Raw genomic sequence first — 19,952 nt, 5'->3', positions numbered from 1 at the left:
GGAGCGTTACCTGTTCGACGGGAGGGCCCATGACCACGTACACTCACTGCTCGTTGGCCCCGCACCGACCACATCTCACGATGCGGTAGGTTGGGGAAGCCACGAAGGGTCGTAGCTCAATTGGTAGAGCACCGGTCTCCAAAACCGGCGGTTGGGGGTTCAAGTCCCTCCGGCCCTGCTACACACACCGCCAGGTTGTGTGCGCATGTACGTACTTCATTGCACCGCCGTGCGGCTCCACCCACCCCGGGCGCGGCACGGCCACGACCCGGAATCAGGTGAGACATCGTGACGGATGCCGTAGGCTCCATCGACATGCCTGATGCCGAGGACGCCGCTCCGGAGTCGAAGAAGACCCGCAAGGGCGGCAAGCGCGGGAAGAAGGGCCCTCTGGGCCGTCTCGCCCTTTTCTACCGCCAGGTCATCGCGGAGCTCCGCAAGGTCGTCTGGCCCACTCGTAGCCAGCTGACGTCGTACACCACTGTGGTGATTGTCTTCGTTGTCATCATGATCGGCCTTGTGACCGTGATTGACTATGGCTTCCAGGAAGCAGTCAAGTACGTCTTCGGCTGACTTTTTGTTCCACCCCATCTGTATCGCAGGAAGAAGCAGCCACCGTGTCTGACGCGAACCTGAACGACGCCTTCGAGACCGAGTCCGTCGAGGACGAGCTCGACATCGTCGAGGCGGCCGACGAGGACCAGGCCGAGGCTGCGGACGCCGAGGCCGGCGAGCTCGACGAGGTCGAGGCCGACGCCGAGCCGGACGTCGAGGACGAGGACACCGAGGACGACGGCACCGAGGTCGCCGACGTCGAGGCCGCCGAGGAAGAGGCCGACGAGGCCGAGGAGGCCGTCGAGGCCGCCGGCGAGGCGGAGGACGCCGAGCCCGCCGCTCCGGTCGACCCCATCGCCGCGCTCCGCGAGGAGCTGCGCACCCTGCCCGGCGAGTGGTACGTGATCCACACCTACGCGGGCTACGAGAAGCGCGTGAAGGCCAACCTCGAGCAGCGTGCCGTCTCGCTGAACGTCGAGGAGTTCATCTACCAGGCCGAGGTCCCCGAGGAAGAGATCGTCCAGATCAAGAACGGCGAGCGCAAGAACGTCCGGCAGAACAAGCTGCCCGGTTACGTGCTCGTCCGCATGGACCTGACGAACGAGTCCTGGGGCGTCGTCCGCAACACGCCCGGCGTCACCGGCTTCGTGGGCAACGCCTACGACCCGTACCCGCTGACCCTGGACGAGATCGTCAAGATGCTCGCCCCGGAGGCCGAGGAGAAGGCCGCCCGTGAGGCCGCCGAGGCCGAGGGCAAGCCGGCGCCGGCCCGCAAGGTCACCGTCGAGGTCCTCGACTTCGAGGTGGGCGACTCGGTCACCGTCACCGACGGCCCCTTCGCCACCCTCCAGGCCACGATCAACGAGATCAACGCCGACTCGAAGAAGGTCAAGGGCCTCGTCGAGATCTTCGGTCGCGAGACCCCGGTCGAGCTCAGCTTCGACCAGATCCAGAAGAACTGACGACTCAAGTTTCCGGACAGGTCAGAGGGGCTGTGACAGCCGCTCTGACCTGCTCGGTTTTTGGACGCGCAGCTATACCCGTTATCGTTGTGCGGTATGCCTCCATCCGGATGACCGGATGGATCGGCTGAAAACTCTCACTAGGACCCGGAGAGAGCAATGCCTCCCAAGAAGAAGAAGGTCACGGGGCTTATCAAGCTCCAGATCAACGCCGGTGCGGCGAACCCGGCCCCGCCGGTCGGCCCCGCGCTCGGTCAGCACGGCGTCAACATCATGGAGTTCTGCAAGGCCTACAACGCCGCGACCGAGTCGCAGCGCGGTTGGGTCATCCCGGTGGAGATCACGGTCTACGAGGACCGTTCCTTCACCTTCATCACCAAGACTCCGCCGGCCGCCAAGATGATCCTCAAGGCCGCGGGTGTGGAGAAGGGCTCCGGCGAGCCGCACAAGACCAAGGTCGCCAAGATCACCGAGGCGCAGGTCCGCGAGATCGCCACCACCAAGATGCCCGACCTCAACGCCAATGACCTGGACGCCGCGTCCAAGATCATCGCCGGCACCGCCCGCTCCATGGGCATCACGGTCGAGGGCTGATCACCCCCCTGTAGTCCTTCAGTGGTAGGGCCCGCGCCGGCCCGCACCACGACTCCATACCTGCCACGCGGCGACAGCCGCATGGTGTAACTGCACAGGAGTAGCAGTGAAGCGCAGCAAGTCCCTCCGCGCTGCGGACGCGAAGATCGACCGGGAGAAGCTCTACGCCCCGCTCGAGGCCGTCCGTCTCGCCAAGGAGACCTCCACCACCAAGTTCGACAGCACCGTCGAGGTGGCCTTCCGTCTGGGTGTCGACCCGCGCAAGGCCGACCAGATGGTCCGTGGCACCGTGAACCTTCCGCACGGCACCGGCAAGACCGCCCGGGTCCTGGTCTTCGCGACCGGTGACCGTGCCGAGGCCGCGATCGCCGCGGGCGCCGACATCGTCGGCTCCGACGAGCTCATCGACGAGATCTCCAAGGGCAACCGCCTGAACGAGTTCGACGCCGTCGTCGCCACCCCGGACCTCATGGGCAAGGTCGGCCGCCTCGGCCGCGTCCTCGGCCCGCGTGGTCTCATGCCGAACCCGAAGACCGGCACCGTCACCCCCGATGTCGCCAAGGCTGTCAACGACATCAAGGGCGGCAAGATCGAGTTCCGCGTCGACAAGCACTCGAACCTGCACTTCATCATCGGCAAGGTGTCCTTCGACGACACCAAGCTGGTGGAGAACTACGGCGCGGCCCTGGAGGAGATCCTCCGTCTGAAGCCGTCCGCCGCCAAGGGTCGCTACATCAAGAAGGCCGCCATCAGCACCACGATGGGCCCCGGCATTCCGGTCGACTCGAACCGCACCCGCAACCTCCTCGTCGAGGAGGACCCGGCCGCGGTCTGAGCCTGACGGCTCAGGAGCCCTCGTAGGGCTCCAGCGTCCTTGAAGCCGCCCCTCGTGCCTCTCCGGAGGCGCGGGGGGCGGTTCCGCGTCCGTGGGGCGGGCCGGCCCTCCTGGCCCGCACGGGGGCGATGTGTACCCCGCGCCTCCGGGGTGTCGCCCGGCGGCCCTCTGGCCCGCACGGGGGCGATGCGCACACACCGCGGCCCTGGGGCGTCGTCGGACGGCCCTCTGGTCCGCCCGGGGGCGATTTGCACCCCGCCCGGGGTGTCGCGTACTCTTTCGACGAAGCCAAAGACCGCTGGTCGTCGCTGCGCCCGTCAGGGTTCGGTGACCGAAGGATTCGCTGCATATGCGAACGACCCGCGCAGGTGACTGTGGATGAGTTCCCGGGTCCTTCGAGATTCGGTCGAGCTGAGCCCCGTGCGCCTGCGCCCGGGGCGTTCTGTTTTGTTCAGCCCCTTCCGAGCGGTCCCATCACCCGGAAGGAGGCCGACGCTCTATGGCAAGGCCCGACAAGGCTGCCTCGGTGGCCGAGCTCGCGGACCAGTTCCGTGGCTCGAACGCCGCTGTGCTGACCGAGTACCGGGGTCTCACCGTGGCGCAGCTCAAGACGCTGCGTCGTTCGCTCGGTGAGAACGCCCAGTACGCCGTGGTGAAGAACACGCTGACCAAGATTGCGGCCAACGAGGCCGGGATCACCGCACTGGACGAGCACTTCGCTGGTCCGACCGCGGTCGCCTTCGTCACCGGTGACCCGGTGGAGTCGGCGAAGGCTCTGCGTGACTTCGCCAAGGAGAACCCGAACCTCATCATCAAGGCCGGTGTCCTTGACGGTAAGGCTCTCTCCGCCGACGACATCAAGAAGCTTGCGGACCTCGAGTCCCGCGAGGTTCTGCTCAGCAAGCTGGCCGGTGCCTTCAAGGGCAAGCAGTCTCAGGCTGCTCAGCTCTTCCAGGCGCTGCCGTCGAAGCTCGTCCGCACCGTGGACGCGCTTCGCGCCAAGCAGGCCGAGCAGGGCGGTGCCGAGTAACTCGGCTCGCGCAATGATCCGACCGCCCACAGGGGCGGCGCGGGTCGCAGCGGGCCGAACGTACGCCCGCCTCACATGTACATCCGGCACCTGCCGAATTAGTGGAAGGATCGCCCATCATGGCGAAGCTCTCTCAGGATGACCTGCTCGCGCAGTTCGAGGAGATGACCCTCATCGAGCTCTCCGAGTTCGTGAAGGCGTTCGAGGAGAAGTTCGACGTCACCGCCGCCGCGGCCGTCGCCGTTGCCGCCCCGGGTGCCCCGGGCGCCGGTGCCGCCGAGGCCGTCGAGGAGAAGGACGAGTTCGACGTCATCCTCACCGGCGCCGGCGACAAGAAGATCCAGGTCATCAAGGTCGTGCGTGAGCTGACCTCCCTGGGTCTGAAGGAGGCCAAGGACCTCGTCGACGGCACCCCGAAGCCGGTCCTCGAGAAGGTTGCCAAGGACGCCGCCGAGAAGGCCGCCGAGGCCCTCAAGGGCGCCGGCGCCTCCGTCGAGGTCAAGTAACACCTCGTCGCGTCAGCGACTCCTCTGTTGAGCGTGTAACGCTTGCAGCGTGAAAGGCGATCATCCATCTGGGTGGTCGCCTTTCGGCGTTCCCGGACCCGCGTGGCGGCGGTCGTCCGGGCCTCCGGAAGCGGAGTATGGTGATCTTCGCCGTGCGCCGCGCAGAGGCTGGGGCCTTGACGAACCGCACGCAGCGCGCAATTCTCAGGACGCGTCGTCACAACGATCCGTTTCCGAGGCATGGATCGACGACCGAACGGGCAGTATCGAGGTGCGCCGCACGGCGCGAGGTACAGCGGAGTTGAGAACAACGAGGGTCGCGAAGAACTCGCCCTGGACATCAGTGGGCCAAGTGGCTACACTGACCCTTTGCGCTGCCTGTTAGCTGCCCCCTGCCCGTCACCAGGGGCATCCCCTCGCATCCGCTTCGCTGGTCGACCCACTCTGACCTGGTCCTTTGGCCATATCGGGAATCGTCTTCCACGGGGCTCAGCAAGGGACCGGTACGCGCGTAGTGAGTCCGAGCCCTCGGAAGGACCCCCTCTTGGCCGCCTCGCGCAACGCCTCGACCAATACGAACAACGGCGCCAGCACCGCCCCGCTGCGCATCTCCTTTGCAAAGATCAAGGAGCCCCTCGAGGTTCCGAACCTCCTCGCGCTCCAGACCGAGAGCTTCGACTGGCTGCTCGGCAACGCCGCGTGGAAGGCTCGCGTCGAGGCCGCCCTTGAGTCGGGACAGGACGTCCCCACGAAGTCGGGTCTGGAGGAGATCTTCGAGGAGATCTCCCCGATCGAGGACTTCTCCGGGTCGATGTCGCTGACCTTCCGCGACCACCGCTTCGAGCCGCCGAAGAACTCGATCGACGAGTGCAAGGACCGTGACTTCACCTACGGTGCCCCGCTCTTCGTGACCGCGGAGTTCACGAACAACGAGACCGGCGAGATCAAGTCCCAGACGGTCTTCATGGGCGACTTCCCGCTCATGACGAACAAGGGCACCTTCGTCATCAACGGCACCGAGCGTGTCGTCGTGTCGCAGCTGGTCCGTTCCCCTGGTGTCTACTTCGACTCCTCCATCGACAAGACGTCCGACAAGGACATCTTCTCCGCCAAGATCATCCCGTCCCGGGGTGCCTGGCTGGAGATGGAGATCGACAAGCGCGACATGGTCGGTGTGCGCATCGACCGCAAGCGCAAGCAGTCCGTCACCGTCCTCCTCAAGGCGCTCGGCTGGACCACCGAGCAGATCCTGCAGGAGTTCGGCGAGTACGAGTCCATGCGCGCCACCCTGGAGAAGGACCACACCCAGGGCCAGGACGACGCGCTGCTCGACATCTACCGCAAGCTCCGTCCGGGCGAGCCGCCGACGCGCGAGGCCGCCCAGACGCTGCTCGAGAACCTCTACTTCAACCCGAAGCGCTACGACCTCGCGAAGGTCGGCCGCTACAAGGTGAACAAGAAGCTCGGCGCGGACGAGCCGCTGGACGCGGGTGTCCTCACCACCGACGACATCATCGCCACGATCAAGTACCTCGTGAAGCTCCACGCGGGCGAGACCGAGACGATCGGCGAGTCGGGCCGGGAGATCGTCGTCGAGACCGACGACATCGACCACTTCGGCAACCGTCGTCTGCGCAACGTCGGCGAGCTCATCCAGAACCAGGTCCGCACGGGTCTGGCTCGTATGGAGCGCGTCGTGCGCGAGCGCATGACCACCCAGGACGTCGAGGCGATCACGCCGCAGACCCTGATCAACATCCGGCCGGTCGTCGCCTCCATCAAGGAGTTCTTCGGCACCAGCCAGCTGTCGCAGTTCATGGACCAGAACAACCCGCTGTCGGGTCTGACGCACAAGCGTCGTCTCTCGGCGCTGGGTCCCGGTGGTCTGTCCCGTGAGCGGGCCGGCTTCGAGGTCCGAGACGTGCACCCGTCCCACTACGGACGCATGTGCCCGATCGAGACCCCCGAAGGCCCGAACATCGGTCTGATCGGTTCGCTCGCCTCGTACGGCCGCGTCAACGCGTTCGGCTTCATCGAGACGCCGTACCGCAAGGTCGTCGACGGCCAGGTCACCGACGAGGTCGACTACATCACGGCCGACGAGGAGGACCGCTTCGTCATCGCCCAGGCGAACGCGACCCTGAACGACGAGCTCCAGTTCACCGAGCCCCGCGTTCTGGTCCGCCGCCGTGGTGGCGAGGTCGACTACGTCCCGCCGACCGACGTCGACTACATGGACGTCTCGCCGCGCCAGATGGTGTCGGTCGCGACCGCCATGATCCCGTTCCTCGAGCACGACGACGCCAACCGTGCCCTCATGGGCGCGAACATGATGCGTCAGGCCGTTCCGCTGATTAAGTCGGAGGCCCCGCTCGTCGGCACCGGCATGGAGTACCGCTGCGCCACCGACGCCGGCGACGTGCTCAAGGCCGACAAGGCCGGCGTGGTCCAGGAGCTGTCCGCCGACTACGTCACGGTGGCCAACGACGACGGCACGTACAACACGTACCGCCTGCACAAGTTCTCCCGCTCGAACCAGGGCACCTCGGTCAACCAGAAGGTCGTCGTCGACGAGGGCGACCGCGTCATCGAGGGCCAGGTCCTCGCCGACGGTCCGGCGACCGAAGAGGGCGAGATGGCCCTCGGCAAGAACCTGCTCGTGGCGTTCATGCCGTGGGAGGGTCACAACTACGAGGACGCGATCATCCTGTCGCAGCGCCTCGTGCAGGACGACGTCCTCTCCTCGATCCACATCGAGGAGCACGAGGTCGACGCCCGTGACACCAAGCTCGGCCCCGAGGAGATCACCCGGGACATCCCGAACGTCTCCGAGGAGGTCCTGGCCGACCTCGACGAGCGCGGCATCATCCGCATCGGTGCCGAGGTCGTCGCCGGCGACATCCTGGTCGGCAAGGTCACCCCGAAGGGTGAGACCGAGCTGACCCCGGAGGAGCGCCTGCTCCGCGCGATCTTCGGTGAGAAGGCCCGTGAGGTCCGTGACACCTCGCTGAAGGTCCCGCACGGCGAGACCGGCAAGGTCATCGGCGTCCGCGTCTTCGACCGCGAGGAGGGCGACGAGCTTCCCCCGGGCGTGAACCAGCTGGTCCGCGTCTACGTCGCCCAGAAGCGCAAGATCACCGATGGTGACAAGCTCGCCGGCCGTCACGGCAACAAGGGTGTCATCTCCAAGATCCTCCCGATCGAGGACATGCCCTTCCTCGAGGACGGCACCCCGGTCGACATCATCCTCAACCCGCTCGGCGTCCCGTCCCGAATGAACCCGGGACAGGTCCTGGAGATCCACCTCGGCTGGCTCGCCAGCCGCGGCTGGGACGTCTCCGGCCTCGCCGACGAGTGGGCGCAGCGCCTCCAGGCCATCGGTGCCGACCAGGTCGCCCCCGGCACCAACGTCGCCACCCCGGTCTTCGACGGTGCGCGTGAGGACGAGCTCGCGGGTCTGCTCCAGCACACCATCCCGAACCGGGACGGCGAGCGCATGGTGCTCCCCTCCGGCAAGGCGCGCCTGTTCGACGGCCGCTCCGGCGAGCCGTTCCCGGACCCGATCTCGGTCGGGTACATGTACATCCTCAAGCTCCACCACCTGGTCGACGACAAGCTCCACGCCCGTTCGACCGGTCCGTACTCGATGATCACCCAGCAGCCGCTGGGTGGTAAGGCCCAGTTCGGTGGCCAGCGCTTCGGTGAGATGGAGGTGTGGGCGCTCGAGGCTTACGGCGCCGCCTACGCCCTCCAGGAGCTGCTGACGATCAAGTCCGACGACGTGACCGGCCGCGTGAAGGTCTACGAGGCCATCGTCAAGGGCGAGAACATCCCTGAGCCCGGCATCCCCGAGTCCTTCAAGGTGCTCATCAAGGAGATGCAGTCCCTGTGCCTCAACGTGGAGGTGCTGTCCTCGGACGGCATGTCCATCGAGATGCGCGACACCGACGAGGACGTCTTCCGCGCAGCGGAGGAGCTCGGCATCGACCTGTCCCGGCGCGAGCCGAGCAGCGTCGAAGAGGTCTGACGGGAGTCCGGTCGGGGGCTCAGCGAATGAGCCCCCGGCCGGCCCCAGGACCCCCGTATCAGACCCACAGCCTTACAACCCTGAGAGGGATTGACGCATAGTGCTCGACGTCAACTTCTTCGACGAGCTCCGGATCGGTCTGGCCACCGCTGACGACATCCGTCAGTGGAGCCACGGCGAGGTCAAGAAGCCGGAGACCATCAACTACCGCACCCTGAAGCCCGAGAAGGACGGACTCTTCTGCGAGAAGATCTTCGGTCCGACCCGGGACTGGGAGTGCTACTGCGGCAAGTACAAGCGTGTCCGCTTCAAGGGCATCATCTGTGAGCGGTGTGGCGTCGAGGTCACCCGCGCCAAGGTGCGCCGTGAGCGGATGGGCCACATCGAGCTCGCCGCTCCCGTCACCCACATCTGGTACTTCAAGGGCGTTCCGTCGCGTCTTGGCTACCTGCTCGACCTCGCCCCGAAGGACCTCGAGAAGGTCATCTACTTCGCGGCGTACATGATCACGTACGTCGACGACGAGCGCCGTACGCGTGACCTGCCCTCGCTGGAGGCGCACGTCTCCGTCGAGCGTCAGCAGATCGAGAACCGTCGCGACTCCGACCTGGAGAACCGCGCCAAGAAGCTCGAGTCCGACCTGGCCGAGCTCGAGGCCGAGGGCGCCAAGGCCGACGTGCGCCGCAAGGTGCGCGAGGGTGCCGAGCGCGAGATGAAGCAGCTGCGCGACCGTGCGCAGCGCGAGATCGACCGCCTCGACGAGGTGTGGACCCGCTTCAAGAACCTCAAGGTCCAGGACCTGGAGGGCGACGAGCTCCTCTACCGCGAGCTGCGTGACCGCTTCGGCACGTACTTCGACGGCTCGATGGGTGCCGCGGCGCTGCAGAAGCGCCTGGAGTCCTTCGACCTCGAGGAGGAGGCCGAGAAGCTCCGCGAGATCATCCGCACCGGCAAGGGCCAGAAGAAGACCCGCGCGCTCAAGCGCCTCAAGGTCGTCTCCGCGTTCCTGCAGACCGCGAACAGCCCCAAGGGCATGGTTCTCGACTGCGTGCCGGTCATCCCGCCGGACCTGCGTCCGATGGTGCAGCTCGACGGTGGCCGCTTCGCGACCTCCGACCTGAACGACCTGTACCGCCGCGTGATCAACCGCAACAACCGTCTGAAGCGTCTGCTCGACCTCGGTGCCCCCGAGATCATCGTGAACAACGAGAAGCGGATGCTCCAGGAGGCGGTCGACGCCCTCTTCGACAACGGCCGTCGTGGTCGCCCGGTCACGGGCCCCGGCAACCGTCCGCTGAAGTCCCTCAGCGACATGCTGAAGGGTAAGCAGGGTCGATTCCGTCAGAACCTGCTCGGCAAGCGTGTGGACTACTCCGCGCGTTCCGTCATCGTCGTCGGCCCGCAGCTCAAGCTGCACCAGTGCGGTCTGCCGAAGGCCATGGCGCTGGAGCTCTTCAAGCCGTTCGTGATGAAGCGCCTGGTCGACCTGAACCACGCGCAGAACATCAAGTCGGCGAAGCGGATGGTCGAGCGCGGCCGCACGGTCGTGTACGACGTCCTCGAAGAGGTCATCGCCGAGCACCCGGTTCTGCTGAACCGTGCGCCCACGCTGCACCGCCTCGGCATCCAGGCCTTCGAGCCGCAGCTGGTCGAGGGCAAGGCCATCCAGATCCACCCGCTCGTCTGCACCGCCTTCAACGCGGACTTCGACGGTGACCAGATGGCCGTGCACCTGCCGCTCTCCGCGGAGGCGCAGGCCGAGGCCCGCATCCTGATGCTGTCCTCGAACAACATCCTCAAGCCCGCCGACGGCCGTCCGGTGACGATGCCGACCCAGGACATGGTCCTCGGTCTGTTCTTCCTCACCACCGACGGCGAGCTGCGTGACACCAAGGGCGAGGGCCGCGCGTTCGGCTCCACGGCCGAGGCGATCATGGCGTTCGACGCCGGCGAGCTGGCGCTGCAGTCCCCGATCGACATCCGCTTCCCGATCGGCACCGTCCCGCCGCGCGGCTGGGTTCCCCCGGTCGCCGAGGAGGGCGAGCCGGAGTGGCAGCAGGGTGACTCGTTCCGCGTCCGGACGACCCTGGGCCGCGCGCTCTTCAACGAGCTGCTGCCCGAGGACTACCCGTTCGTCGACTACTCCGTCGGCAAGAAGCAGCTCTCCGAGATCGTCAACGACCTCGCCGAGCGCTACCCCAAGGTCATCGTGGCGGCGACGCTCGACAACCTGAAGGCGGCCGGCTTCTACTGGGCGACCCGTTCCGGTGTCACCGTGGCCATCTCCGACGTCGTCGTTCCCGAGGCGAAGAAGGAGATCGTCAAGGGCTACGAGGCGCAGGACGAGAAGGTCCAGAAGCAGTACGAGCGCGGTCTGATCACCAAGGAAGAGCGCACGCAGGAGCTCATCGCGATCTGGACCAAGGCGACCAACGAGGTCGCCGAGGCGATGAACGCGAACTTCCCCAAGACGAACCCCATCTTCATGATGGTTGACTCGGGTGCCCGAGGAAACATGATGCAGATGCGGCAGATCGCCGGTATGCGTGGTCTGGTGTCGAACGCCAAGAACGAGACCATCCCGCGTCCGATCAAGGCGTCCTTCCGTGAGGGCCTCTCCGTCCTCGAGTACTTCATCTCGACGCACGGTGCCCGTAAGGGTCTCGCCGACACCGCCCTGCGTACCGCCGACTCGGGTTACCTGACCCGTCGTCTGGTGGACGTCTCGCAGGACGTGATCATCCGCGAGGAGGACTGCGGCACCGAGCGCGGTCTGAAGCTGAAGATCGCCGAGCGCGGTGCGGACGGCTCCCTGCGCAAGACGGACGACGTCGAGACCTCCGTGTACGCGCGGATGCTCGCCGAGGACGTCGTCGTGGACGGCAAGGTCATCGCGCCGGCCAACGTCGACCTGGGTGACGTGCTCATCGACGCCCTGGTCAACGCGGGCGTCGAGGAGGTCAAGACCCGCTCGGTCCTGACCTGTGAGTCGGCCGTCGGCACCTGTGCCTTCTGCTACGGCCGCTCGCTGGCCACGGGCAAGCTGGTCGACATCGGTGAGGCGGTCGGCATCATCGCCGCCCAGTCCATCGGTGAGCCCGGTACCCAGCTGACGATGCGTACCTTCCACACCGGTGGTGTGGCCGGTGACGACATCACCCAGGGTCTGCCGCGTGTCGTCGAGCTCTTCGAGGCCCGTCAGCCCAAGGGTGTCGCCCCGATCTCCGAGGCGGCCGGTCGCGTCCGCATCGAGGAGACCGAGAAGACCAAGAAGATCGTCGTCACCCCGGACGACGGCACCGACGAGACGGCGTTCCCGATCTCGAAGCGTGCCCGTCTGCTCGTGGGCGAGGGCGACCACGTCGAGGTGGGCCAGAAGCTCACCGTGGGTGCCACCAACCCGCACGACGTGCTGCGCATCCTCGGCCAGCGTGCGGTCCAGGTGCACCTGGTCGGCGAGGTCCAGAAGGTCTACAACTCGCAGGGCGTGTCGATCCACGACAAGCACATCGAGATCATCATCCGGCAGATGCTGCGCCGCGTGACGATCATCGAGTCCGGCGACGCGGAGCTGCTGCCGGGCGAGCTCGTCGAGCGCTCGAAGTTCGAGACCGAGAACCGTCGTGTGGTCCAGGAAGGCGGCCACCCGGCCTCCGGCCGTCCGCAGCTGATGGGTATCACCAAGGCCTCGCTGGCGACGGAGTCCTGGCTGTCGGCCGCCTCCTTCCAGGAGACGACCCGAGTCCTGACGGATGCGGCGATCAACGCCAAGTCCGACAGCCTCATCGGCCTCAAGGAGAACGTCATCATCGGTAAGCTCATCCCGGCCGGTACGGGTCTGTCCCGCTACCGCAACATCCGGGTCGAGCCCACCGAGGAGGCCAAGGCCGCGATGTACTCGGCCGTCGGCTACGACGACATCGACTACTCGCCGTTCGGCACCGGCTCCGGCCAGGCCGTTCCGCTGGAGGACTACGACTACGGTCCGTACAACCAGTAAGGCGTAGTAACGCGAAAGAAGGGCGGCACCCCCGCGGGGGTGCCGCCCTTCGGCGTTCTCGGAAGAGGGATCAGCGCGCGGTCAGTTCCCAGGCGGCGACCACGACGGTCGCGATCGCGGCCAGGGCGCCGATGCTGGCCAGCGGCCAGCGGGAGCGCTCCAGCTCGTCGAGCCGGGCCTCGTGGTCGGCGAGCTGCTTGTCGGTCTGGTCGCTGCGCTGCACGAGCAGGGCGAGCGAGCCGTCGACCCGGGCGAAGCCGGCCTCCAGGGTGCCCCGGAGCCGCTCCAGTTCGAGGGCGACGGCGACCGGGTCGTTCGGGTCAGACTCGGTCATCGGCCGCCGCCTCCGGGAGGTCCGCCGGGTCGAGGTCCGGGACCGGGGCGAGCACCGGGGGCTGGGCCTCCGGGGTGGTGCGCAGCCACGAGGGCAGCAGCGCCTGGAAGCCCGGGAAGGCCATGACCCGGGCGAGGGCGCCGGCGACGGCGAGGGCCCCCGCGACCCAGGGGAGGGTCGCGGGGACGCCGGAGGCGTCGACGAGCGCAGGCAGCACGACGGCGATGCCGACGGCGGTCTGCAGCACGGTGCGGGCCGTGCGCTTGGCGGCTTCGGACATGGGTGGTTCTCCTTGCGTGGGGGAGCTGTTGCGAGGGTGGTGCTACTGCACGAACGGCACCTTGAGCGCGTTCCAGGACGCGGCGCCCGGCCAGCCGTCGGCGTCGGAGCCGCGGAAGCCGAGCTTGTGCTGCCAGGCGGCGTACGACTGGCGGTCGGCCTCGGACCAGCGCGGACCCGGCCCGACCTGGTAGCGGCCGCAGCCCTCGGCGACCAGCCGGCGGCCCATCGCGGTGACGACGGCGGAGCTCGGGGTGGTGCGGAAGAAGGCGGTCCCGGGGAACGGCTGGTAGCGCGGGGCGGCCGGCTTCGGCGCGGTGGGCTTGGCGACGGGCGCGGAGCCGAGGCGCTTCTGCACCCGGTCCCGCATGCCCGGCATGCCGAAGCCGCGCGGGTCGTTCTTCCAGTCGGACCACTCGGAGTGGCCGATCACGGACTTGGCGCCCCAGCCGTGCGCGCGGCACAGCGCCGCGGACACCCGCTCGATGGCGTCGAGCTGGGCGGCCGGCCAGGGGTCGCTGCCGTTGCCGAGGTTGATGCACTCGAAGCCGTAGAAGCGGGAGTTTCCGTCGACGGCGCCCGCGCTGCCCTGGTGCTCGCGGGGGACGGGCGGCCGCACCCCGTAGGTCTCGCTGATCACGGCCTGGAGGACGGACGGGTCCCCGCCGCCGGCGTGGTTGGCACGGCCGCTGGAGACCAGGTGGACCGTGCCGTCCTTGGCGATGACGCCGTGGCACAGCGGGCCCGGCAGACCCTCGTAGCCGTTGTAGCAGAGCTCGACGGTGTTGGCGGTGCCGCTGGAGACCGTGTGGTGGATCACCACACCGACCACGGGGCCCCAGGCGCCGTGGCCGTTGCGGTTGTGGTTGCGCCAGCCGTCGTGCTCGACGACGGTGACGCCTTCGGCGCGGAGCGCGGCGACCAACCGGTCCGCGGAGAGGGGAGTGGCCATCTGTGTCCTCCGGGCAGGGGTTCCGGGATCCGGGGCTCCGTTGGTCCGGGGCTCCGGGATCCCGGGATTTCGGGCATGAGAAAACCCCGGCCGGTCGGTCGGCTCGGGGCGGGCTACGGGGTGGGGCGGGGCGTTACGGGGCGGGGGTCTCCGGCGGCTGCGGGGCCGGGGCCCAGGTGGCGCAGAGCACCGCGTAGGCGGCGCGGCGGGCCTCGAAGTCGGTGAGGGCGGCCGCGACCGCCCGCTGGACTGCGGTCGGGTCGGGGACGACCGGGTTGCCGTTCTGGCCGTTCACCACGATGAAGCCGCTGCCGCGCAGTGCGGCGTCACCGCCGCCGCTCTCGGCGAAGGAGGCGTTGACGAAGACCGGCGGGTACTGGCCGGTCACCGGGTCCTTCTCCACCGTGCCGCCGAAGCTGTTGTCGTAGACGCGGATGTTGAGGGTGTGGCCGTTCTCGGTGACGGTGGCGCGGCCCGCGTAGTCGATGGCCACGCCCCAGGGCTGGTTCGGGTCGATGTTCATGCTGTGCTCCTCGGTGGCCGGATCAGGTCTGGGTGCCGTAGATGAGGGTGGGCTGGGCGTAGACCGTGCCGCCGCTGGCCAGTGCCTGGATCTCGATCTTCATCGTGGTGCCGAACTTCGTCTTCATGTCGCCGGGGATCAGCGCGAGGTGGTCGAAGGTGTTGCCGGCGGTGACGGTGGGACCGAACTGGACGTCGTCGACCATGACCCGCACCTGGCCGGTGGCGTTGACGGACGCCGCCGTGCTGAGGGCCAGGCGCAGCTTCGGCTGCCAGACGGGGTTGAAGGACCGGGCGATGGTGGTGAAGCTCGCGCTCGTGGTGGAGGGCCACCTGGAGGGGTCGGTCGGAACCGGCGGCATCAGATGCAGCCAGGGCCGGGCGAGACCGCCCGTCATGATGTCGTCGGCGAAGATCTCGTGGTCGTAGCCGTCGAAGATCCGGAAGAGCGGCCGGGCGTTGGTGACGGTGCCGCTCTGCTTGGGCGGGCGGATCTCGTTCACGGCGGGCCGGACGTTGACGGCCGTCGACAGGGCCTTGATCCGGCGTTCCATCTGGTTGAGCCGGTCGATGATGTCCTCGGGCAGCTGGGGCATCAGGCCTCCTCAAGGTAGAGCTCGGCGGTGTCGGGACGGCCGCGTTCCGGCGGGGTGATCTTGATGCCGATGATGCGGTAGCGGGCGTCGAGCCCGCCGGAGAACCACTCGTCGGTGATCCGGACCCGGGCCACCCGTCCGATCAGTGCGGGCGGGACGATCCCGCCGAGGTGGATGCTGATGGCCGGGATCACGACGGGGCCGCGGGCCGCGTCGAGTTCCGCCTTGGCCAGTGCGTTCAGCGTCAGCTGGTCACTGATCTCGTTGTGGTCCGAGGAGAGGTCGATCAACGGCCAGCCGTCGCTGAGCAGTTCGGTCGCCAGCTCCTGCGGGGTGGAGATCAGCGGCCGGGACTCCTGGCCGGCGTTGCCGCCGGCGGAGGCCCCGCGGGCCACGGCCGTGGTGCCGCCGCGGGTCGCGTCGTACGGGAAGGAGTACGACAGGATCACGCCGGGCCGGTCGAAGAGCAGGTCGGTGGCGCCGGTACGGATCTTCGGGTGGCCGAGCCGCAGCTGCCGGACGCGCTCGCCGGTGGCCGGGTCGCGGTAGACCAGGAACTGGTACTCGAAGCCGTCCTGGAGGCCGGCCAGCTGGTCCAGGGCCTCCAGGTAGACCGTCTCGTCGCCGTCGCGCCAGCTCATCGTCCGCAGGACGTCGGACTGCTCCTCGCCGAAGGAGACCTTGAAGCACCGGGCGTTCTTGGTGGTCATCTCCCGCCACAGACCGCGGGCGATCTCCAGCTGGTCGGTGTCGGTGTAGGACAGGTCGGCCCGGATCCGGCGACGGCCGGCGTACGAGTCGAAGGTCGCGGCCTGGATGCCGAGGGTCAGCACCCCGCGGCCGCTGGACTGCAGCGTGGTGGTCCAGATGATGCCGCCCCACCACAGGTCGCCGCCGCGCTCCAGGTAGACCGCGGTGCGGCCCTCGCGGACCTTCTTGACCCGGTCGGCGATCTCCTTGTTGGGGATGGGGATGGTGCCGGACAGGGAGCCGGCCTTGCCGATGTAGTCGTCGAACGAGACGTCCCGCAGCGGCAGGATGTCGATGGTCTGATCGGTGATCAGGTCACAGAAGATGGCCCGGTAGGGCGTGTCGATGGCCATGGGCGGGCCTCCTTACAGGACGAAGGTGGCGGAGACGCGGATGTTCCGCCCGGCGGCGAGCGCGCCGTTGGAGGACCAGGTGCGCAGGTCGATCTGCCCGTTGGCGCTGACGTAGGCGGCGCCCGAGCCGAAGCCGTCGCAGGCGACCGCCTCCATGGAGATGGCGGGGCGCCAGCCGGAGGGCAGGACGACCAGCGGCTCGTCGCCGATGTTGCCGGCGCTGTCGGCGTTGACCTGGGCGCCGGTACGGGTGACCGTGACGGACAGGCTGCACAGCCCGGTCTTGGTCCGGCGGGCGGAGAACGACACCAGCGACCAGTTGGGGAGGGCCGTCGCACCGGCGGTGGTGGTCTCGACCTCGGTCGAGGCGTAGTTCACCCAGGCGCTGCCGTTCCAGCGCTGCAGGTTCCCGCCGTTGTCGCGGTACTGGCCGCTGTAACTGCCGGTGGCGACGGTGCCGCTGGGCGCGATGCCGCCGATCTCCTTCGGGTAGGCGACCCAGGCGGTGCCGTCCCAGCGCTGCAGGAAGTGGGCGTTGTCGTTGTCCTGGTACTGGCCCGGGTAGGAGCCGGCGACACCGGCGTTGTTGTAGACGGGCAGGATGCCGCCGGCGGAGACCACGGTGGTGCGCAGGTCCGTGGAGGCGCCGCCGGCCCAGTCGATGCCGCCGGTGCCGGCCGACGCGCCCTTCTTGACCAGCACGGAGAACAGCGTCAGCGAGCGTGCGGGCGCGGCCGGCGCCTCCGGGACGGCCTTCGGCGTTCCCTTCACGATCTCGATCGCGGCCTCGTACTTGCCCAGGGTGTCGATGTCGTTGTCGTACACGCGCAGCACGACCAGGTCGATGCGCGGGTTGAGCGGGTCGCCGTCGCCGAAGGTGATGGTGATGTCCTCGTCGAGGGCGACCGGGTAGGCCCCGTCGGTGGTGTTGCCCTGGACGATGGCCTTGCCGTGGTAGACGGTGGCCGTCATCGGGCCGGAGCCGGTCATCCACAGGCCGCCGACGCGGAACTTGCCGTCGTACGTGCCGGGCAGGATGCCGGAGCGGGAGGCGAGGGGGTTCGCGGGGGTGGTGGCCCCGAGGGCGGTGATACGGGTGTTCTGGCGGGTCTGACCGGTGGGCAGCAGCCAGCCGGAGCGTACGGGCATGGAGATCTCCTGGGAAAAGGGGCGGTCGGGCGGCGGCCTCGCCGGCTCAGTACTGCGGGGTGACCTGGATGAAGGTGTTGTCGAACCAGGCCTTCACGTTCGCGTTGGTGCTGCGGTAGTACGCGGTGACCGTGTAGGTGGCGCCCGCCGTCAGGCTGTGCAGACGCTGGGTCGTCGAGGAGGAGAACGCGTCCGTCGGATCGGCCGACTTGGAGGCGACGGCGGCCAGCTCGTCGTCCAGGTCACGGTGGACGGTGGTGCCCTGCATGATCCGGACGCACATGTAGGCCGAGCTGGCGATGCCCGTGGTGCCGGATGCCAGGCTCAGCTCCATCCGGGATCCGAAGGTGAGGATCGCCTGCCGCGACTCGGGGGCCACGAAGGTCACCGACAGCGGGTTCTCGGCCCGCTCCAGCAGCGTGGTCACGTACGTGGTGGAAGTGGTGTAGCCGGCGTCGAGCGAGTCGTTGAAGTACGGACCCGGGTACGCGGGAGCCCACTTGGCACCGTCCCAGCGCTGCAGCGGGCCGGGCGCGGTGGCCCGGTACTGGCCGGTGTAGCTGGCCTGGGTCGTGGCGGCGGAGGCCGGGATGACGCCGCCGACCGCCGCCGGGTACGCCACCCACTTGCCGCCGTCCCAGCGCTGGAACTGGGCGTCCGCGGTGTCCTGGTACTGGCCCGGGTGGGCACCCGGCAGCACCGCGCCCTCGACCGGGAGGATGCCGCCGACCGAGACGACCGGGGTGCGCAGGTCCTTCAGGGCGGTGGCCCACGGGATGCCGCCGTTGCCCGCGCTGGCGCCGGCCGGCACCGTTACCTGGTACAGCGGGAGGCTGCGCGCCGGGGTCGGCGGGGCCTTCGGGGTCTGCTCCGGGATGCCCTTGACGATCTCGATGACGGCCTCGTTGCGGGTGCCGCCGTCGTAGAGCTTGTCGTAGACCTTGAGGACGACCAGGTCGATGCGGGCGTAGCCCTCGCCCGCGGCGAAGGTGACCTGCTCCGAGACCGGCAGGGACACCGGGAAGACGCCCTGCGAGATGTCGCCCTGGATGACCGCGCGGCCCTCCGAGACGGTGGCGGTCATGGCGGAGGCGCCGTCCATCCAGAAGCCGGACAGCCGGTACTTGCCGTCGTAGGAGCCGGGCAGGATGCCGGAGCGGACCTGCACCGGGTTGATCATGGTGGTCGCGCCGACCTGGTTGAGGCGGGTGTCCTCGCGGGTCTGGCCGGTCTCGGCGACCCAGCTGCTGCGCAGGTTCATGGAGTTCTCCTATCGGGGGAGTCGAGGGGCGTCAGGGCTTGATCCACTCGGCGGACAGGTTGCAGGCGTAGCCCGAACCGCCGAGCGTCTTCACCGTCGCCGTGTGGGAGTGGTAGGCGGCGAGCTGCAGCGTGCTGCCCGCGGTGAGCCGGATCAGGCCGCTGCCGCCGACGGTGACGGCGCCGTTGCCGGCCGGCACGAGCCAGGTCGTGCGGTTCACTCCGGCGCCGTTGACGAGGATGCGGGCGCCCCGCATGCCCGTCTGGGCGTCGTTGACCCAGGCCACGAGTCCGGAGACCCGCCACCAGCCGGTGCGCGGGACGACGTAGGTGGTGGTCCCGTTGAAGCCGTTGGCGTCGTCCACGTCGACGGTCGGCAGGTTGACGTTGGTCCAGGTGGTGGGACTGATGCTCTGCTGGTGGGTCGTCAGCAGCTGGGAGGCGCTGAACAGGACGGTCGCCGCGCCCTGTGCGTACTGCCAGGCCGAGCCGTCCCAGCGCTGCAGGGCGCTGCCGTCGTCCCGGTACTGGCCGGTGTAGCTGCCGACCGTGACGAAGCTGGGGGCGATGCCGCCGAGCGCCTTGGGATACGACACCCAGGTCGTCCCGTCCCAGCGCTGGATGAAGCTCCCGGCGTCGCGGTACTGGCCGGCGTAGGCGCCCTTGAAGCCGGTGGTCGGCATGATGCCGCCGAGTGCCACCACCGGCCAGTGCAGCGTGGTCGCGCCGCCGGAGGTCCAGGCGATGCCGCCGGTGCCGGCGGAGGTGCCCTTCGGGACGCGGACCGAGTACAGCGGCATGCTGCTGCCCGGGCCGCTCGCCGGCACGACGGGCGTCGCGGCGGGCGTTCCCTTGACCAGGCGCACCAGGGCGGTGGTGGTGCCGGTCTTGTCGTAGTCGTCGTCGACGACGGCCAGTTCGATCAGGTCGATCCGGTCGTACTGGGGGTCGCCGTCGGTGATGGTGACGGTCTCGGGCGCGATCGCGCTCACCAGGTAGGCGCCCTGACGGGTGTCGTTGCCCTGGACGATCGCGCGCCCGGTGCCGATCGTGCACTGCATGGGGGCGGTCCCGGTCAGGACGAAGCCGCCCGGCACGATGCCCGGCCGGGAACGCAGGGGGGTCTCCTCCGGGCTCTGGCCGCTCGGGGTGAGCAGAGCGGCCAGGGTGAGACGGGTGTCCTCGCGGGTCTGGCCCGTGGGCGTGAGCCAGGCGGCCCGTACGGTCATGGGTTCACCTCTTCTGGGA

At 68.5% G+C, this 19,952-nt stretch carries 17 protein-coding genes and 1 tRNA gene; 9 read left to right on the top strand and 9 right to left on the bottom strand.

Annotation, left to right across the window (positions count from 1 at the left end; genetic code table 11):
- Positions 1–105 precede the first annotated feature (105 nt).
- The 9 genes from ACIRQF_RS21050 to ACIRQF_RS21010 all read left to right on the top strand — a co-directional run bounded on the left by ACIRQF_RS21050 (position 106) and on the right by ACIRQF_RS21010 (position 12,509).
- Positions 106–178 (top strand) — tRNA-Trp (locus ACIRQF_RS21050).
- A gap of 110 nt (positions 179–288) precedes the next feature.
- A complete protein-coding gene (gene secE / locus ACIRQF_RS21045; protein WP_376635330.1) occupies positions 289–573 on the top strand; it encodes a preprotein translocase subunit SecE in 285 nt (94 codons plus the stop codon).
- 44 nt (positions 574–617) lie between these two features.
- A complete protein-coding gene (nusG, locus tag ACIRQF_RS21040; protein ID WP_376635332.1) occupies positions 618–1,517 on the top strand; it encodes a transcription termination/antitermination protein NusG in 900 nt (299 codons plus the stop codon).
- Between the two features lie 159 nt (positions 1,518–1,676).
- Complete coding sequence (gene rplK / locus ACIRQF_RS21035) at positions 1,677–2,111, top strand: 50S ribosomal protein L11 (RefSeq protein WP_030494213.1); 435 nt, start codon at positions 1,677–1,679, stop codon at positions 2,109–2,111.
- Between the two features lie 106 nt (positions 2,112–2,217).
- On the top strand, positions 2,218–2,946 hold the full coding sequence (gene rplA, locus ACIRQF_RS21030; protein ID WP_376635334.1) for a 50S ribosomal protein L1: 729 nt from the start codon (positions 2,218–2,220) through the stop codon (positions 2,944–2,946).
- A gap of 499 nt (positions 2,947–3,445) precedes the next feature.
- Positions 3,446–3,976: a 50S ribosomal protein L10 gene (gene rplJ, locus ACIRQF_RS21025; protein ID WP_376635336.1), complete on the top strand. Its 531-nt coding sequence runs from the start codon at positions 3,446–3,448 to the stop codon at positions 3,974–3,976.
- Positions 3,977–4,095: 119 nt separating this feature from the next.
- Positions 4,096–4,482 (top strand): 50S ribosomal protein L7/L12, encoded by a 387-nt coding sequence (gene rplL, locus ACIRQF_RS21020; protein ID WP_376635338.1) that lies wholly within the window; start codon positions 4,096–4,098, stop codon positions 4,480–4,482.
- 544 nt (positions 4,483–5,026) lie between these two features.
- The gene (gene rpoB, locus ACIRQF_RS21015; RefSeq protein ID WP_376635340.1) at positions 5,027–8,509 is read left to right on the top strand and encodes a DNA-directed RNA polymerase subunit beta; all 3,483 of its coding nucleotides are present in this window, start codon (positions 5,027–5,029) and stop codon (positions 8,507–8,509) included.
- 100 nt (positions 8,510–8,609) lie between these two features.
- On the top strand, positions 8,610–12,509 hold the full coding sequence (locus ACIRQF_RS21010) for a DNA-directed RNA polymerase subunit beta' (protein WP_376635342.1): 3,900 nt from the start codon (positions 8,610–8,612) through the stop codon (positions 12,507–12,509).
- A gap of 70 nt (positions 12,510–12,579) precedes the next feature.
- On the opposite strand, the gene ACIRQF_RS21005 is transcribed toward ACIRQF_RS21010, so the two are convergent.
- The 9 genes from ACIRQF_RS21005 to ACIRQF_RS20965 all read right to left on the bottom strand — a co-directional run bounded on the left by ACIRQF_RS21005 (position 12,580) and on the right by ACIRQF_RS20965 (position 19,933).
- Positions 12,580–12,843, bottom strand: coding sequence for a hypothetical protein (locus ACIRQF_RS21005; protein ID WP_376635343.1), 264 nt, complete (start codon positions 12,841–12,843; stop codon positions 12,580–12,582).
- Entirely contained in the window at positions 12,830–13,123 is a 294-nt protein-coding gene (locus tag ACIRQF_RS21000; RefSeq protein ID WP_404093964.1) for a hypothetical protein, read from the bottom strand. The genes ACIRQF_RS21005 and ACIRQF_RS21000 overlap by 14 nt, the downstream gene beginning before the upstream one ends.
- 42 nt (positions 13,124–13,165) lie before the next feature.
- Positions 13,166–14,074, bottom strand: coding sequence for a peptidoglycan-binding protein (locus tag ACIRQF_RS20995; protein WP_404093962.1), 909 nt, complete (start codon positions 14,072–14,074; stop codon positions 13,166–13,168).
- A gap of 133 nt (positions 14,075–14,207) precedes the next feature.
- On the bottom strand, positions 14,208–14,597 hold the full coding sequence (locus ACIRQF_RS20990; RefSeq protein ID WP_389753461.1) for an ATP-binding protein: 390 nt from the start codon (positions 14,595–14,597) through the stop codon (positions 14,208–14,210).
- 22 nt (positions 14,598–14,619) lie between these two features.
- A complete protein-coding gene (locus ACIRQF_RS20985; protein ID WP_376635351.1) occupies positions 14,620–15,192 on the bottom strand; it encodes a hypothetical protein in 573 nt (190 codons plus the stop codon).
- Positions 15,192–16,295 carry a hypothetical protein gene (locus ACIRQF_RS20980; protein ID WP_404093958.1) on the bottom strand — a complete coding sequence of 368 codons (1,104 nt, stop codon included), beginning with the start codon at positions 16,293–16,295 and terminating at the stop codon, positions 15,192–15,194. Before ACIRQF_RS20980 ends, ACIRQF_RS20985 begins: the two co-directional genes overlap by 1 nt.
- A 12-nt stretch (positions 16,296–16,307) precedes the next feature.
- Positions 16,308–17,444, bottom strand: coding sequence for a hypothetical protein (locus tag ACIRQF_RS20975; RefSeq protein ID WP_376635355.1), 1,137 nt, complete (start codon positions 17,442–17,444; stop codon positions 16,308–16,310).
- 46 nt (positions 17,445–17,490) lie between these two features.
- Positions 17,491–18,705 (bottom strand): hypothetical protein, encoded by a 1,215-nt coding sequence (locus ACIRQF_RS20970; protein WP_404093955.1) that lies wholly within the window; start codon positions 18,703–18,705, stop codon positions 17,491–17,493.
- Positions 18,706–18,736: 31 nt separating this feature from the next.
- Positions 18,737–19,933: a hypothetical protein gene (locus ACIRQF_RS20965; RefSeq protein WP_376635359.1), complete on the bottom strand. Its 1,197-nt coding sequence runs from the start codon at positions 19,931–19,933 to the stop codon at positions 18,737–18,739.
- Between the last annotated feature and the right edge of the window lie 19 nt (positions 19,934–19,952).

The sequence above is a fragment of the Streptomyces sp. NPDC101191 genome, assembly GCF_044767915.1.
Taxonomy (GTDB): Bacteria; Actinomycetota; Actinomycetes; order Streptomycetales; family Streptomycetaceae; genus Streptomyces.
The sequence above is the reverse complement of the archived record's forward strand: the minus strand, read 5'-3'. Positions and strand labels throughout refer to the sequence as shown.